18 protein-coding genes and 1 riboswitch are annotated in these 13599 nt (G+C 52.2%); of the genes, 12 read left to right on the top strand and 6 right to left on the bottom strand.

The genetic code is table 11. The features are described 5' to 3' along the window. Positions 1 to 45: 45 nt before the first annotated feature. Both M493_RS02195 and M493_RS02190 read left to right on the top strand, forming a co-directional pair. The gene (locus M493_RS02195; protein WP_020958645.1) at positions 46 to 1179 is read left to right on the top strand and encodes an MFS transporter; all 1134 of its coding nucleotides are present in this window, start codon (positions 46 to 48) and stop codon (positions 1177 to 1179) included. Positions 1180 to 1297: 118 nt separating this feature from the next. Beyond that, entirely contained in the window at positions 1298 to 1444 is a 147-nt protein-coding gene (locus M493_RS02190) for a BH0509 family protein (protein ID WP_041267834.1), read from the top strand. 70 nt (positions 1445 to 1514) lie between these two features. On the opposite strand, the gene M493_RS02185 is transcribed toward M493_RS02190, so the two are convergent. From M493_RS02185 to M493_RS02165, 5 genes are all read right to left on the bottom strand, one after another. Next, positions 1515 to 2072, bottom strand: coding sequence for a signal peptidase I (locus tag M493_RS02185; RefSeq protein WP_020958643.1), 558 nt, complete (start codon positions 2070 to 2072; stop codon positions 1515 to 1517). Positions 2073 to 2116: 44 nt separating this feature from the next. Next, a complete protein-coding gene (locus tag M493_RS02180; RefSeq protein ID WP_020958642.1) occupies positions 2117 to 2671 on the bottom strand; it encodes a hypothetical protein in 555 nt (184 codons plus the stop codon). A 13-nt stretch (positions 2672 to 2684) separates the two neighbouring features. Further along, on the bottom strand, positions 2685 to 3248 hold the full coding sequence (locus M493_RS02175) for a TasA family protein (RefSeq protein ID WP_020958641.1): 564 nt from the start codon (positions 3246 to 3248) through the stop codon (positions 2685 to 2687). A 459-nt stretch (positions 3249 to 3707) separates the two neighbouring features. After that, a complete protein-coding gene (locus M493_RS02170; protein ID WP_420480332.1) occupies positions 3708 to 4529 on the bottom strand; it encodes a YihY/virulence factor BrkB family protein in 822 nt (273 codons plus the stop codon). A 39-nt stretch (positions 4530 to 4568) separates the two neighbouring features. Next, entirely contained in the window at positions 4569 to 5057 is a 489-nt protein-coding gene (locus tag M493_RS02165) for a low molecular weight protein-tyrosine-phosphatase (RefSeq protein ID WP_020958638.1), read from the bottom strand. A gap of 210 nt (positions 5058 to 5267) precedes the next feature. On the opposite strand from M493_RS02165, the gene M493_RS02160 reads away from it, so the two are divergent. The 8 genes from M493_RS02160 (at position 5268) to M493_RS02125 (ending at position 11518) form a co-directional block, all read left to right on the top strand. After that, entirely contained in the window at positions 5268 to 5492 is a 225-nt protein-coding gene (locus M493_RS02160; protein WP_020958637.1) for a DUF1128 domain-containing protein, read from the top strand. Between the two features lie 133 nt (positions 5493 to 5625). After that, a riboswitch (SAM riboswitch) is annotated at positions 5626 to 5732 on the top strand. 120 nt (positions 5733 to 5852) lie between these two features. After that, positions 5853 to 6560: a phosphoadenylyl-sulfate reductase gene (locus tag M493_RS02155; RefSeq protein ID WP_023817456.1), complete on the top strand. Its 708-nt coding sequence runs from the start codon at positions 5853 to 5855 to the stop codon at positions 6558 to 6560. A gap of 15 nt (positions 6561 to 6575) precedes the next feature. Then, positions 6576 to 7649 carry an inorganic phosphate transporter gene (locus tag M493_RS02150; protein ID WP_020958635.1) on the top strand — a complete coding sequence of 358 codons (1074 nt, stop codon included), beginning with the start codon at positions 6576 to 6578 and terminating at the stop codon, positions 7647 to 7649. Between the two features lie 31 nt (positions 7650 to 7680). Beyond that, entirely contained in the window at positions 7681 to 8841 is a 1161-nt protein-coding gene (gene sat / locus M493_RS02145) for a sulfate adenylyltransferase (protein WP_020958634.1), read from the top strand. A 12-nt stretch (positions 8842 to 8853) separates the two neighbouring features. Then, a complete protein-coding gene (gene cysC, locus M493_RS02140) occupies positions 8854 to 9465 on the top strand; it encodes an adenylyl-sulfate kinase (RefSeq protein ID WP_020958633.1) in 612 nt (203 codons plus the stop codon). A gap of 165 nt (positions 9466 to 9630) precedes the next feature. Further along, entirely contained in the window at positions 9631 to 10407 is a 777-nt protein-coding gene (gene cobA / locus M493_RS02135) for a uroporphyrinogen-III C-methyltransferase (protein WP_041267833.1), read from the top strand. Positions 10408 to 10417: 10 nt separating this feature from the next. Then, on the top strand, positions 10418 to 11164 hold the full coding sequence (locus M493_RS02130) for a sirohydrochlorin chelatase (RefSeq protein WP_020958631.1): 747 nt from the start codon (positions 10418 to 10420) through the stop codon (positions 11162 to 11164). 69 nt (positions 11165 to 11233) lie between these two features. Then, positions 11234 to 11518: an acylphosphatase gene (locus M493_RS02125; protein WP_041267832.1), complete on the top strand. Its 285-nt coding sequence runs from the start codon at positions 11234 to 11236 to the stop codon at positions 11516 to 11518. Positions 11519 to 11638: 120 nt separating this feature from the next. Here the strand turns inward: M493_RS02125 and M493_RS02120 are convergent, their stop codons facing one another. After that, the gene (locus tag M493_RS02120) at positions 11639 to 12409 is read right to left on the bottom strand and encodes an arginase family protein (RefSeq protein WP_020958629.1); all 771 of its coding nucleotides are present in this window, start codon (positions 12407 to 12409) and stop codon (positions 11639 to 11641) included. 163 nt (positions 12410 to 12572) lie between these two features. On the opposite strand from M493_RS02120, the gene M493_RS02115 reads away from it, so the two are divergent. Both M493_RS02115 and bshB2 read left to right on the top strand, forming a co-directional pair. Then, entirely contained in the window at positions 12573 to 12920 is a 348-nt protein-coding gene (locus tag M493_RS02115) for a YojF family protein (RefSeq protein WP_020958628.1), read from the top strand. A 13-nt stretch (positions 12921 to 12933) separates the two neighbouring features. Further along, complete coding sequence (bshB2, locus tag M493_RS02110; protein ID WP_020958627.1) at positions 12934 to 13587, top strand: bacillithiol biosynthesis deacetylase BshB2; 654 nt, start codon at positions 12934 to 12936, stop codon at positions 13585 to 13587. Positions 13588 to 13599 lie beyond the last annotated feature (12 nt).

Raw genomic sequence — 13599 nt, 5'->3', positions numbered from 1 at the left:
TTTTTGTTCGCAGGCTGGCCAATTTAAAGAAGTGAGGATGTGACGATGCGTTTCGCCATTTTAACTGCGGTCGTGGCCATCTCCGGCTTGTCCCAAGGGATGCTGCTTCCGTTGTTAGCCATGTTGCTTGATGAAAGCGGCGTCTCTTCGACCATTAATGGAGCGCACGCGGCCGCGCTCTATATCGGTGTGCTTGCCATTTCACCGTTTTTGGAACAACCGTTAGGGAAATATGGATACAAACCTATGATTATCCTTGGTGGTTTTATTGTAATATGTTCACTCGCCCTTTTTCCACTTTTCCCCTCATTTTCCTTTTGGTTTATACTTCGTTTTCTTATCGGGGTGGGCGACCATATGCTTCATTTTGCTACCCAAACGTGGATTACGGACTTTTCGCTGCCGACCGAGCGCGGACGGCGGCTGTCACTGTATGGCCTTGCATTTGGTCTTGGTTTTACAGCCGGTCCACTGCTCGCTTCGCTTGCCTCAATCAACGAGGCGCTGCCGTTTTATTTGGCTGCCCTCCTCAGTTTCGTCGGATGGGTTGCCGTCTTTTGGCTGTCAAATGAAAAGCCGAAGCCGTTCGAACGCTCCGCCTCAGCTGCCGGTCGATGGATCGGTGCATGGAAACATGCATGGCCAGCGCTCTTGCTACCGCTTGCTTACGGCTTTTTGGAAGCGTCCATTCATTCCGTTTTCCCGCTGTACGCCTTGCGTAAGCAGATGAGTGCGGAACAAATCGCCTTCATTTTGCCGTTTTTCTCATTCGGCGGCATCGCCTTTCAGCTTCCGCTCGGGGCGCTCAGCGACCGGTTCGGGAGGCGGGCCGTGATCACTTGTGCCTTGTTGGTCGGCGTCGGCTGTTTTTTGACCGCGCTTACTGTTGGCGCATCCATTGTCGGACTCGCTGCCTGCCTGTTCGCTGCCGGCATGTTTACTGGCTCCCTTTTCTCCCTTGGCATTGCCTATATGACCGACCTGTTGCCGAAAGCGCTCCTCCCGGCCGGCAACTTGTTGTGCGGGATGCTGTACAGCCTCGGCAGCATGGTGGGCCCGCCCCTTACCGGAAGCGCCGTCGATGCGGCAACGAACACCTTTTTCCTTGCGGTCAGCGCCGTTCTCCTCATCCCGGCCGTCTGCCTTGCCGGGCGGCGGGAACAAAAAAAAGCGGCTTGACCGCTTTTTTATTTTTTTGTTTTTTTTGAAAAAATCGTTGACCATTTTGTTTTTTCTGTTATATAATAAAACCAAGATAACAAGTTACTGTTTTAAAACAGAAAAAGGAGTGGCGATGATGAGCAGAGCAGAACGGAAAAATATGATCGAGTTTATCGAAAAAGTGCGGGGGTTGTCGCGGGAACAGCTCGCCTACATGACTGACGCCGAGATCGAGTACATTTACGAGCGGTATTACCACCATCATGAAGAAAGCGTCGAATAAAGAGACTGTTACCGAACCGCCTGTTCTTTGCGAAAAAGGGTGCTCCGGAAAGAGCGCCCTTTTTCAATGGTCACTTTTTGACCGGTTCGGTTGTACAGGTCGTTCGGCGGGGTCGTCTTCGGGATGTGACCATTGTATGAAACAACAGAAAGACGAGTACCACTAGTATTAAAAGTAAAACTTTATTGTCACTCACATATTTTACTACATACCCTGCATAAGGAATCGAATACGCCATTTTTCCGATAATCTGTTTTTCAGTTACTGTTTCAAAATCTGCGTATTCATTTGCATCTCCTTTCAATACAAACCATACTTTTCCATTCTCTTCCTGAACTTGTTGGATACGATGAAGTACGATGGCGTTATTTTTTCGGTATGCCACAATATCGTTTTGTTGCAATGCAACCTGCCCGGCCGGGCGGACAACCACAATCGAACCCGGCTCGATGACAGGGGCCATGCTAGGCGATAAAACAAGATAACTTGACCAGCCGAGCAGAAATGGACCATATACCAATAGCAAAAAAAGGCCGAACAAGGTCGAACCTATCCAGAATACAACATTTATTACGAACCTCATATCCCCTTTATGTTTCGGTCGCTCGCGGGCAAAGCTTCCTTCCACTCGTTTCATCCCCTTTGATATTTCCTCATTTTTCATTCCACAAATTATAAACTGACGATCAGGCGGATTGGAATAACATAACTAAGATTCGTCTCATGATCAGTAATCTTAACCCAGCCAGTGTACTCTCCAACAGGTGCTGTTAAGATAGTGGTGCTAATAGTCGCATCAACTTGAACCGTCTCCCACGGAGCCAAAGTTACTCTGTCCGGGAAACTGATGATACTTCTCAAACTGCCCAAGAGTGGAGCAGAACCGTTCACAACCGACAGGGAAAGAGATTTCGTAACTGCCGATTTGTTTAGAATGCGAATCACATCATCAATTTCCCAAATACTTATAAGAGAAATACTAATCGTTCCAAAATCAGCTGTTGATAGGCTAGCGTTTAACCCTGTCAATATGGGAACATCGCGATTTCTTGGTTGCCTTGCGGTTCCACCTGCTATATTGTAGAAAAAGAATAAATGTTCGCTAGTTGAAATGACATTGCCGGCTAAAGAGGTGGTCACCATCATTTTGGCTTCCGCTGTTTGAAACAACGAAAACAATATGGTGATCATAAACAAAAGTAAACGGGCCACCCGCCTTTTGTTCATTGGGCATCACCCGCTAGTTATTCGTTCGTTCGCCGCCAGGCAACTGCATCGCGTCAAACCGAAATGTCATTGATTCTTGAAGATTTTGAAAGCTGTTATCGGCTTCTTCCGGGAACACCAATTTGAACTGCAAATGATGAGACTGGCCGGCCACAAGCAAAATATCTGAAACAGAAAGCATGCTAATCGGCCCCTCGTAATGAACAGTCCCGGAATCTTGGTCTTTAATTTCAATTTGAAGCCCCTTATCCGTATCTGTCCAAAGGATCGTATTGCCCGGATTTGCCGTTACAGAAATGTTATAGGTAAGATCCACATTTCCGCTATTATGAATTTCTATGGAACGCGTAGCTGTATCCCCGGGAAGAAAATTACTGATATTATAAAGCACTGTCGGGCTGGCAGGTGTCGTAGAAATATCGAGCAAGGCGGAACGTATAATGTTTCCTGTGTTCGAATCGGAGTCCGTGAAACTGGAGTTTATCGGAGCAACCGCTGAAGAGAAAACAATGATCAACATGCCAAACAAAAAGAAGATGCCGCCGCTCATTCTCCCTCCCAACCGGCCGCTGAACATCTTCTTTCCCCCTCCCTCACATTTTTTTTGAATTTTGAACGATGTTAGATCCTTTGCAAACACATCACCGCTTTTTTTCGTCTTGTCAAAATGGCTCCTAGGAAAAACATCCTCCTTTTCCGCACCTTCTCTTTTTAATTGGAATTGAGGAATAGATCTTTCTTCCTATCCCCCTTCTATTATACCCAACCTACATAGCCACTGAATTTTGCAACTTTGTGACCAAAATTTACAGCTACATAAAAAGATCCCTAAAGGCCGGTAACCGACCTCTAGGGATCCATTTTTAATGATAGCCGTTTTGGCCGTTGGCGCTGCCGCTCGTTTTATGTTTCGGCCTGTTTTTCCCTTTTTGTTTCGTGCCCCCGTCTTTTTTCGTGTGCTTCGCCATCGTAATCCCCCCTGTATCAAAATCCCCCGCATCGTTACGTTATCCGGTTTACGGATCATTTATACACATCAACGAAGCCGCTTTCTTCCTTCACGTCCACAATCGAAAATGGCGTTCATTTCCCCGCCTAAAACGAGAACCATGCCGGACAAATAAAGCCAAATCATCAGCACGATCATCCCGCCGAGGCTCCCATGCATGGCCGTGTAATTGGCGAAGTGGTTGACATAATAGGCAAATGCCAGCGATGTCGCAATCCAGCCGGCGGTGGCGAATAGGGCGCCACGCACGACATTGACACAGCGCAACTGCTTGTTTGGGGCAAAATAATAAAGGGCAGTAAAGACAGCAAACAGTAGCAGCGAGCTCGTCGTCCAACGGAATGTATTCCATACGGTTAAAAAGTGTTCCGATAACCCTAATGTGGAAAACAAAAACAGCCCGATCATCCGGCCGAATACCGGCAGCACGAGCGCGACGATAATCACGGCGATCATCCCGACCGTCAACACAATCGACAGTCCGCGCGCCACCCAAAACGGCCGGTTTTCCTCCACGTCATAAGCGCGGTTGAACGCCCGCATAATGGCGCCCATTCCGTTTGAAGCGGACCAAATGGCACCGATAATGCTTAACGACAACAGTTTCCCATTTTGCTCGTCCATTAAGTGATGCACATTTGTCTCGATCAGATGAAGCGCCTCCTTCGGCGCATATTGCCGCACAAGCGCAAGCACATCTTCATGTGGAATCGGCAAATACGCCAACAGCGTCATTAAAAACAGCAAAAACGGAAACAGCGACAACAGAAAGTAATACGCCAACTCCGCTGACAGCCGCGGAACTTCATCCTCCGTAAAGCGCCGGGCCAACTCGCGGATGAACGTCATATCCACCAACACGTGTCGCCCTCCTTTTCCGTTTTTTCATCATGTCCTTTCCCTCGGAGTCAGCTGATGGTTGCGGACGATCGTGTCAAGCAAATGTTCGCATCCGGAACGGACAAGATCATATACTTCGGCGAAATTCCCGGTATAATATGGATCCGGCACATCATCTTTTTCCCGATCCGGGACAAAATCGAGCAGCCGGGCGATCACGGCTGCTGAATTTGGCCCAGCCATCCGGCGCAAATCGCTCAAGTTGGCGGCGTCCATGGCGATGATGTAATCAAATTCTGCCAAGTCGCGGCGCCCGACTTGCCGGGCGCGGATACCGGAATAGTCAATGGCGTTCTCGTTCAAAATCCGCCTTGTCCCCTCATGCGGCGGCTCGCCGACATGCCAGCTGCCCGTTCCCGCTGAATCAACGGCAATCTGTCCGTCAAGCCCCCGTTCTTTCACCAAATGACGGAATACCGCTTCCGCCATCGGCGAACGGCAAATGTTGCCGAGGCAAACAAACAACACTTTGATCATCCAATCAACAACCCCTTTCGCTATTTCTATACCGTTTTCCTATCGTTAGTTTTCCCTTTTCATCCAAGCCCCTGACTGCCTCTTTCTGGAGGGGCATGCATATGCATCTACATTTTACCATCCATCGTTGATGCAGGCCATATTGCCTCTCCCTTTTTCCCGGCTCATATGGTACAATGCATGGTAACTTGCCATGGGAGGAATGAAACAATGGACTTGTCGAAACCGTCGATGGAAAACGTCGAATATATAGTTGAGCAACTGAAGAAAAAATTAAAAATGCTCAACATTGATGCGATTAAGCCGTCCCATTTTTCCGAGGCGTGGTATGACGAACTGAAAGACATTTACGACATGGTCATGAAACGTGAAACGTTCAGTCCAAGCGAAATACAAGCCATTGTCGAGGAGCTCGGAAGCCTGCGCAAGCGGTAATCCCCCCTTCTGTCACCGGATGGAAGCGCCGCGAAGCCGCCTTAGTGTATAAAAAAATAATTCCTATCGAAAAACTAGGATTGACATTGGCGACAATTGTGCTAAAATTTTAATCAATTACAACCATTACATACGCTTATCAAGAGTGAGGGAGGGACTGGCCCGATGAACTCCGGCAACCTGCCGTATTTGGCAAGGTGCTAATTCCAGCAAAATGGGATCCATTTTGGAAGATAAGGCGTCTCCGTTCTTCCGCTCTTTCCGAAATGGAAGGGGCGTTTTTGTCGCCACGCTGCTCGCTGCCGGATGAATATCCGACTAATTACGTTGATTTTCTTTGATTTTAAGGAGGGGGAAACGATGCTCACATATGACCGATGGGAAACGGCCGAAAAACCGTCTTTTCCGTCCGATGATGACACAAAAGGGGCGCTGGCTGTCCTCGCTTGGGCGTACCGTGAATACGGCGATGACATTGTGTACGCCTGCAGCTTCGGCATTGAAGGGATTGTGCTCATTGATTTGATCTCCCAGGTCAAGCCGGATGCGGAAATCGTCTTTTTGGATACAGGGCTGCATTTTCAAGAGACGTACGACACGATCGCGAAGGTACAGGAAAAATACCCGTCGCTCCGCATCGTGATGAAAAAGCCGCACTTGACGTTGGAAGAACAGGCTGCGCAATTTGGCGACGAATTATGGAAGCGCGATCCGAACAAATGCTGTGAGCTGCGCAAAGTCATTCCGCTGCGGGAAGTCTTGACCGGAGTCACCGCTTGGATTTCCGGCTTGCGCCGCGAGCAGTCGCCGACCCGGAGTCATGTCGAGTACATCAATAAAGACGACAAGTTCCGTTCCATTAAAGTGTGCCCGCTCATTCATTGGACGTGGAAAGATGTTTGGAATTACGTGTATAAACACGGCCTTCCGTACAACGTGCTCCATGACCAGGGCTACCCGAGCATCGGCTGCGCCCCGTGCACGGCGCCGGCATCAGACCCAAACGATTTGCGCTCCGGGCGCTGGGCCGGCCAGGGGAAAACGGAGTGCGGGCTCCATCTCACATAGGGGGAGAACAATGATATGCTCCTTGCCATTGCCTTTATTGTATCTTTTTTCTTCGCCATGAACATCGGGGCGAGCGGCGCGGCCGCCTCAATGGGTGTCGCCTACGGATCAGGCGCCATTCCGAAAAAATCGGTGGCCCTCCTTCTTTGCGGCATCGGCGTGTTCCTCGGCAGCCTCGGCGGCGGAGAAGTGGTGAAAACGATCGGGTCGGGCATTATTCCGTCTTCGATCCTCACCGTCAAAATCGTTGTCATCATTTTAACGGCGGCGGCTATTTCACTCTTTGCGGCGAACATCATGGGCATTCCGCTCTCGACGAGCGAGATCACCGTCGGATCCGTCGTCGGCGTCGGCATCGCCTATCAGGCGGTGTACTTTCACAAACTGCTGTTTATCATGTCGGTATGGGTCGTGATCCCGATCATCGCCTTTTCGTTTACACTGGCCGTCGGCAAATGGTTTTTGGCGCTCAAGCGAAAGTACCCGCAACTTGAACAAGGGCGCTGGCAAAAAACGTTCATGGCCTTGCTCGTCATCACCGGCTTTCTCGAGGCGTTTTCCGCCGGTATGAACAATGTGGCCAACGCCGTCGGGCCGCTTGTCGGGGCCGGGCTGATGGTGGTCGGGCCGGCAACTATTTTCGGCGGCTTGTTCGTCGCCGCCGGTGCCCTCTTGCTTGGACATCGTGTTTTGGAAACAAATGGGAAGAAAATCACGAACTTCTCCCCGTTTGAAGGGAGCGCCATTTCCGGCACGGGAGCCGTGCTCGTCATCATTTCGTCGCTGTTTGGTTTGCCTGTTCCGCTTACGCAGATTACGACATCAGCGATCATCGGCATCGGAACAGCGAAAAGCGGGATGTCGATTTGGCAAAAGCGGATTGTTGTACAGCTATTAAAAGTATGGTTTGTTTCACCCATCTTTTCCCTTGTCATTTCGTACAGCCTTGTGAAGCTGTTGCTTGACAGCGACGTTTACACGGTGATCGCCATCTTCAGCGTCTGCCTGGCGACGCTTGGCGTCATCAGCTTGAAAAAAACGGTCGCCGAAGAAGAGCGTTCGCTTCACGAACATGGCGGCGGCATTTAATGAACATCTATTAATCTAGGAGGTTATGAACATGAGCTTAAGCATTCCGCATGGCGGCACATTGATCAACCGTTGGAATCCGGATTACCCAATCGATGAAGCAACGAAAACGATCGAGCTTTCCAAAGCCGAACTAAGCGACCTCGAGCTGATCGGCACAGGCGCCTACAGCCCGCTCACCGGCTTTTTAACGAAAGCGGATTACGACGCGGTCGTGGAAACGATGCGCCTCGCTGACGGCACCGTCTGGAGCATCCCGATTACGCTGGCGGTGACGGAAGAAAAAGCGGGTGAACTCGCTGAAGGCGACAAAGCGAAGCTCGTTTATGACGGCGACGTCTACGGCGTTATTGAAATCGCCGATATTTACCGCCCGGATAAAACGAAAGAGGCCAAGCTCGTCTATAAAACCGACGAACTCGCTCACCCGGGCGTGCGCAAACTGTTTGAAAAACCGGATGTGTACGTCGGCGGAGCGGTTACGCTCGTCAAACGGACCGACAAAGGCCAGTTTGCTTCGTTTTATTTTGATCCGGCCGAAACGCGGAAACGGTTTGCCGAACTCGGTTGGAACACGGTCGTCGGCTTCCAAACGCGCAACCCGGTTCACCGCGCCCACGAATATATTCAAAAATGCGCGCTTGAAATCGTTGACGGCTTGTTTTTAAACCCGCTCGTCGGCGAAACGAAAGCGGACGATATTCCGGCCGACATCCGGATGGAAAGCTATCAAGTGTTGCTTGAAAACTATTATCCGAAAGACCGCGTTTTCTTGGGCGTCTTCCAGGCCGCGATGCGCTACGCCGGGCCGCGCGAAGCGATTTTCCATGCCATGGTGCGGAAAAACTTCGGCTGCACGCACTTCATCGTCGGCCGCGACCATGCGGGCGTCGGCAACTATTACGGCACGTATGATGCACAAAAAATCTTCTCGAACTTTACGGCCGAAGAGCTTGGCATTACACCGCTCTTTTTCGAACATAGCTTTTATTGCACGAAATGCGAAGGCATGGCATCGACGAAAACGTGCCCGCACGACGCTCAATATCACGTTGTCCTTTCCGGCACGAAAGTCCGCGAAATGTTGCGCAACGGCCAAGTGCCGCCGAGCACGTTCAGCCGTCCGGAAGTGGCCGCCGTCTTGATCAAAGGGTTGCAAGAACGCGAAGCGGTCACCCCGTCGACACGCTAAAGGAGGAGCGAGATGAGCACGAATATCGTTTGGCATCATACATCGGTGACAAAAGAAGATCGTCGCCAACGCAACGGCCATCATAGCGCCATCCTTTGGTTCACCGGCCTGTCCGGATCTGGCAAATCGACGGTGGCGAACGCCGTCTCCAGACGGCTGTTTGAGCTTGGCATTCAAAATTACGTGCTCGATGGCGACAACATCCGCCACGGGCTCAATAAAGACCTCGGTTTTTCCGCCGCCGACCGGACGGAAAACATTCGCCGCATCGGCGAAGTCGCCAAATTGTTTGTCGACAGCGGTCAGTTCGTGTTAACAGCGTTTATTTCTCCATTTGCTGAAGACCGGGCGCTCGTCCGCCGCTTGGTCGAAGAAAATGAGTTTATCGAAATTTACGTCAACTGCCCGCTCGAGGAGTGCGAAAAGCGCGACCCGAAAGGGCTGTATGAGAAGGCGCGACGCGGAGAAATCCGCGAATTCACCGGCATCGATTCGCCGTATGAAGCGCCGGAAGCCCCGGAGCTGACCATTGAAACACACCGCTATTCGGTAAATGAATGTGTCGAGCAAGTGCTCGCGTATTTGCGAGAGCGCGGATTCATCCCAGCGGTGGAAACGAACTGACGATGCCGTGTCTCCCACTCGAAAAAAGAGGGGGAGACGATTTTACAAAGTCGTTTTCGTGCCAAGGCGGGCTGTTTACAATAAAAGCAACCACATTCACTCAAGCCGCCTAAAGACGGTGACCGGCAAGCAAGCTGGATTATGCAAGAAAGGGCTGAAACAACGATGGGGAAAGTATATTTGGTCGGCGCCGGCCCCGGCGATCCGGAACTCATTACCGTCAAAGGATTGAAATGCATCCAACAAGCAGACGTCATTTTGTACGACCGCCTCATTAATGAAGACTTGTTGGCGTATGCTAAGCCGGATGCTGAGCTCATTTTTTGCGGCAAGCTACCCGGCTATCATGTCATGCAGCAAGAAACGATCAACCGTTCGCTCGTTCTGCATGCCAAAAAGGGAAAAACGGTCGTCCGTTTAAAAGGGGGCGATCCGTTTGTGTTCGGGCGCGGCGGTGAAGAGGCAGAGGCGCTTGTTCAACACGGGATCGAGTTTGAGATCGTTCCCGGCGTCACGTCAGCCATCGCGGCAGCCGCTTATGCCGGCATCCCTGTTACCCATCGCGAGTTCAGCTCCAGCGTCGCCTTTGTCACGGGTCATCGCCGCGACGGAATCCGCGAAGACATCAAGTGGGAAAGCCTCGCCAAAGGCATTGATACGATCGCCATTTACATGGGCGTTCACAACTTGCCGTACATTTGCGGCCAGCTGATCAAATACGGCAAAGCTCCGGACACGCCGGTGGCGGTCATTCAATGGGGAACGACGTCAAGCCAGCGCACCGTCACCGGCACGCTGGCGACAATCGCTGCCGTTGCCGCCAAAGAACATATCGAAAATCCAAGCATGATCATCATCGGGGATGTCGTCCGGCTGCGCGCCAACATTCAATGGTTTGAGCGGCTGCTGTCATCGTCGGCAGCCGCCGGCGCCACCTCGTGAGGCAATGGCGATGGAAGCTGTTTTGTATGTCGGCCATGGCAGCCGGGTTCCGGCTGCGCACCAAGAAGCGGTCCGCTTCGTTGAACAATGCAAGGCGGCGATCGACATCCCGATTCAAGAGCTGTGCTTCGTTGAGCTGACCGAGCCGGATATTGTGACCGGTGTTGATCTCTGTGTCACCCAAGGGGCTACTCGTGTGATTGTCATCCCGTTGCTGCTTCTATCCGCCGGCCATGCCAAATACGACATTCCGGCTGCGCTTGAAGCGGCGAAACGGCGCCATCCGTCTTTGGAGATCGTCTGCGGGGCGCCGTTTGGCGTCCATGAGACGATGATCGACATCATCATCGACCGCATCGGCGAGCAGCCGGCGCCGCTTGATCGCGAATCCATGGTCCTTCTGATCGGCCGCGGCAGCAGCGATCCGGATACGAAGCGCGACATCGCCGCCATCGCCCGGCGCTTGCAAGAAAAAACGAACGCGCCGCACGTGGATGTTTGCTTTCTCGCCGCCATCCACCCGACGCTTGACGAAGGGCTCGAACGGGCGAGCGCATCCGGATACCGGCACGTGTTTGTCGTCCCGTATTTGCTGTTTACCGGCCTCTTAATGAAAACGGTCGAACGAAAGCTGCGGACGCTGCCTGTTTCCCATCAGCAGTGGCATTTATGCTCATATTTAGGGTATCATCCGCGGCTTGTAACGCTCATTCAACAACAAGTGCAGTCGCTGTCGGCAGCGAAAAAAGGAGCTTGAGCAGACAAGCTCCTTTTTTCATGGTATGATGGAAGCGAAGCGACCGCAGTGAAGGAGGGCTTCATCATGATGAAGCGGGTTCATGTCATGGTCGAAGGGCGCGTGCAAGGCGTCGGGTTTCGCTATTTCGTCCAACACGAGGCGCTCAAACGCCAGCTGACCGGCTGGGTGAAAAACAATGATGACGGAACAGTGGAAATGGAAGCCCAAGGGCATGAAAGCGCGCTCCAACTGTTTTTGGATACGATTGAAGCCGGCACGATGTTTGCCAAAGTTTCCCACATGCACGTCGAGCCGCGCCCCGTCCGCCCTGACGAAACAAAATTCCGCATTATGTACGGAAATGGCGTTTGACCGACGCGCCACTAGCAGTCAGCCTAAGCGGGTTCTCAGTACGGCCGCTTTCCGTCTGCCAGCAAGCGCTTCCTCCGCTCCTTTTCACCCGAGGAAAAAGCGGGACAGCTGTCCGTTTGCTTAAGCCGGCCGCAAATGCGGCGCCGCATATTGAAAACACGTCTCCAAAATGGCCGTATTTGCGCGCTCATTTTTTTGCTGCGCTTCACGGCAAAATGGATGGAATACATCGACAGCGGCCTGCGGATATTCCCCGCATATGTCCACGCCGAGCACTTTTTTATAGAATAGTAGAAGGCGCAAACAAGCGAGCAGCCGGGAAAGCGGCATCACCCCTTGGTCCCAGTTCGTCACAGCGTCTTCACGGCGAAGCGCATCTTTATCAATGCTGATATAGACGCTTCCGGTCGGAATGACGTCCAAAAGCGCCTTCGGCCATTCATCGTGATTATCGAAAGGAAGAACTGTAATTTTTGGAGATAAACGGAGATGACTTGGAGAAAGTGACGGGCCGACAATAACGACTTTTTGCAGCTGCGGATGTCCGAGTGTGTAAGCCACCCACGAGCCGCATGAAATGAGGCGGTCGCTCCCTCCTTCGGCATCCGTATGGTGGTCAAACAAGACGAGCGTAAACGGCTCTTTTATCTCCTTTACGAGCAAATAGCTCACATAATGGAAGTTGCCGTTCCCGATTAAAACCGCCCCGCGCAGCCGCCGACGGCCCAGCCGCCGTTCAATTTCCGCAAGAGCTGCCTCGCTGCAATACAAATTCGTCTCCGGCACATCCGACATATCGATCCATTCGTGCGGAAAACGGAACAATCGCTTTTGCGGCCGGTGAGTGCCGTCAAAATTGAGCATCGTGACACCATTGCCTTGAAACCCCATTTCTCCTCACCTTTCCTTTCGCTGAATCGTTGTTCAACGCCTCTAAGGTGCGGATGAGTCCAAGATGTGTTCGTCTTCATTATACAATGAAAGACGAAATATTTCCGTTCCTATGCCTTGGTCATGTACAATATATAGAAAACAGCTAAAGGAGGGACCCCGCGTGCAGCCGATTGACGCCGCCGCTGTTCAAGAGGCGCTGGACCGCTTCACCAATCGCGACGTATACATCCATTTAGAAACGACGAACGGGGCGTACGCCTCTCATCATAACGAACGATTTTTTTCCGCCGGCGCTTACATCCGCAACGCCCGCATCCGCTTCACCCGCGGCAAAATCACCGGCCCAGGGCCGTATCGCGTCGGGCTGAAGCTTCAAAGCGGCTGGGTGTACGCCGAAGGACTCACCCATTGGGAATGGACGAACGAAGGGCAGTTGTTGTTGGCCGGACACGATTACGAAGGGAAACTGGCTGTCGCCCTTGAGCTGAGCGACACGCCGTTCGCATAAGGAGGGGCTTGCGATGAAGGAACGACACGTACTTGTTGTGTTTCCCCACCCGGATGATGAGGCGTTTGGCGTTTCGGGCACCATTGCCCAGCATGTGCAAATCGGCACACCGGTGACGTACGCCTGCCTGACGCTTGGCGAAATGGGGCGAAATATGGGCGTGCCCCCGTTTGCCAACCGTGAAACGCTTCCGCTCATCCGCAAGCAGGAGCTGGAAGAAGCGTGCCGCGTTCTCGGCATTCGTGATTTGCGCTTGCTTGGATATCGCGATAAAACGGTCGAATTTGAAGATGAAAACGAGCTTGCTGACCGGATTGCCGCCATCGTGGCGGAAACGAACCCGTCGCTCGTCATTACGTTTTACCCCGGCTACAGCGTTCACCCTGACCATGATGCATGCGGCGCTGCGGTCATCCGCGCCCTAAAACGCCGGCCAAAAAACGAGCGGCCGACCGTCCATTGTGTGGCCTTTGCGAAAAACTGCGAACAAGATCTTGGTCAACCAGACGTCATCCGCGATGTCAGCCCGGTGATCGAGACGAAGCTGGCCGCCATCCGCGCCCACCGTTCACAAACCGAGGGGCTGATGCAGGCGGCCTCCAAGCGCGGCGATGCGCTTGCTTGGCTGAAAACAGAGCGGTTTTGGACGTATCGGTGGGATGATTAGCCGGTCGGACAC

This window comes from Geobacillus genomosp. 3 (assembly GCF_000445995.2).
Classification (GTDB): Bacteria; Bacillota; Bacilli; order Bacillales; family Anoxybacillaceae; genus Geobacillus.
This window is presented reverse-complemented; position numbering and strand designations above follow the sequence as displayed.

Coding starts and splice junctions, on each gene's coding strand:
- M493_RS02165 (WP_020958638.1), bottom strand. CDS start 5,057: ATGATCAAAGTGTTGTTTGTTTGCCTCGGCAACATTTGCCGTTCGCCG.
- M493_RS02175 (WP_020958641.1), bottom strand. CDS start 3,248: ATGTTCAGCGGCCGGTTGGGAGGGAGAATGAGCGGCGGCATCTTCTTT.
- cysC (WP_020958633.1), top strand. CDS start 8,854: ATGAGCACGAATATCGTTTGGCATCATACATCGGTGACAAAAGAAGAT.
- M493_RS02160 (WP_020958637.1), top strand. CDS start 5,268: ATGGACTTGTCGAAACCGTCGATGGAAAACGTCGAATATATAGTTGAG.
- M493_RS02170 (WP_420480332.1), bottom strand. CDS start 4,529: ATGACGTTCATCCGCGAGTTGGCCCGGCGCTTTACGGAGGATGAAGTT.
- M493_RS02130 (WP_020958631.1), top strand. CDS start 10,418: ATGGAAGCTGTTTTGTATGTCGGCCATGGCAGCCGGGTTCCGGCTGCG.
- M493_RS02125 (WP_041267832.1), top strand. CDS start 11,234: ATGAAGCGGGTTCATGTCATGGTCGAAGGGCGCGTGCAAGGCGTCGGG.
- M493_RS02195 (WP_020958645.1), top strand. CDS start 46: ATGCGTTTCGCCATTTTAACTGCGGTCGTGGCCATCTCCGGCTTGTCC.
- M493_RS02155 (WP_023817456.1), top strand. CDS start 5,853: ATGCTCACATATGACCGATGGGAAACGGCCGAAAAACCGTCTTTTCCG.
- sat (WP_020958634.1), top strand. CDS start 7,681: ATGAGCTTAAGCATTCCGCATGGCGGCACATTGATCAACCGTTGGAAT.
- M493_RS02120 (WP_020958629.1), bottom strand. CDS start 12,409: ATGGGGTTTCAAGGCAATGGTGTCACGATGCTCAATTTTGACGGCACT.
- bshB2 (WP_020958627.1), top strand. CDS start 12,934: ATGAAGGAACGACACGTACTTGTTGTGTTTCCCCACCCGGATGATGAG.
- cobA (WP_041267833.1), top strand. CDS start 9,631: ATGGGGAAAGTATATTTGGTCGGCGCCGGCCCCGGCGATCCGGAACTC.
- M493_RS02150 (WP_020958635.1), top strand. CDS start 6,576: ATGCTCCTTGCCATTGCCTTTATTGTATCTTTTTTCTTCGCCATGAAC.
- M493_RS02180 (WP_020958642.1), bottom strand. CDS start 2,671: ATGAACAAAAGGCGGGTGGCCCGTTTACTTTTGTTTATGATCACCATA.
- M493_RS02190 (WP_041267834.1), top strand. CDS start 1,298: ATGAGCAGAGCAGAACGGAAAAATATGATCGAGTTTATCGAAAAAGTG.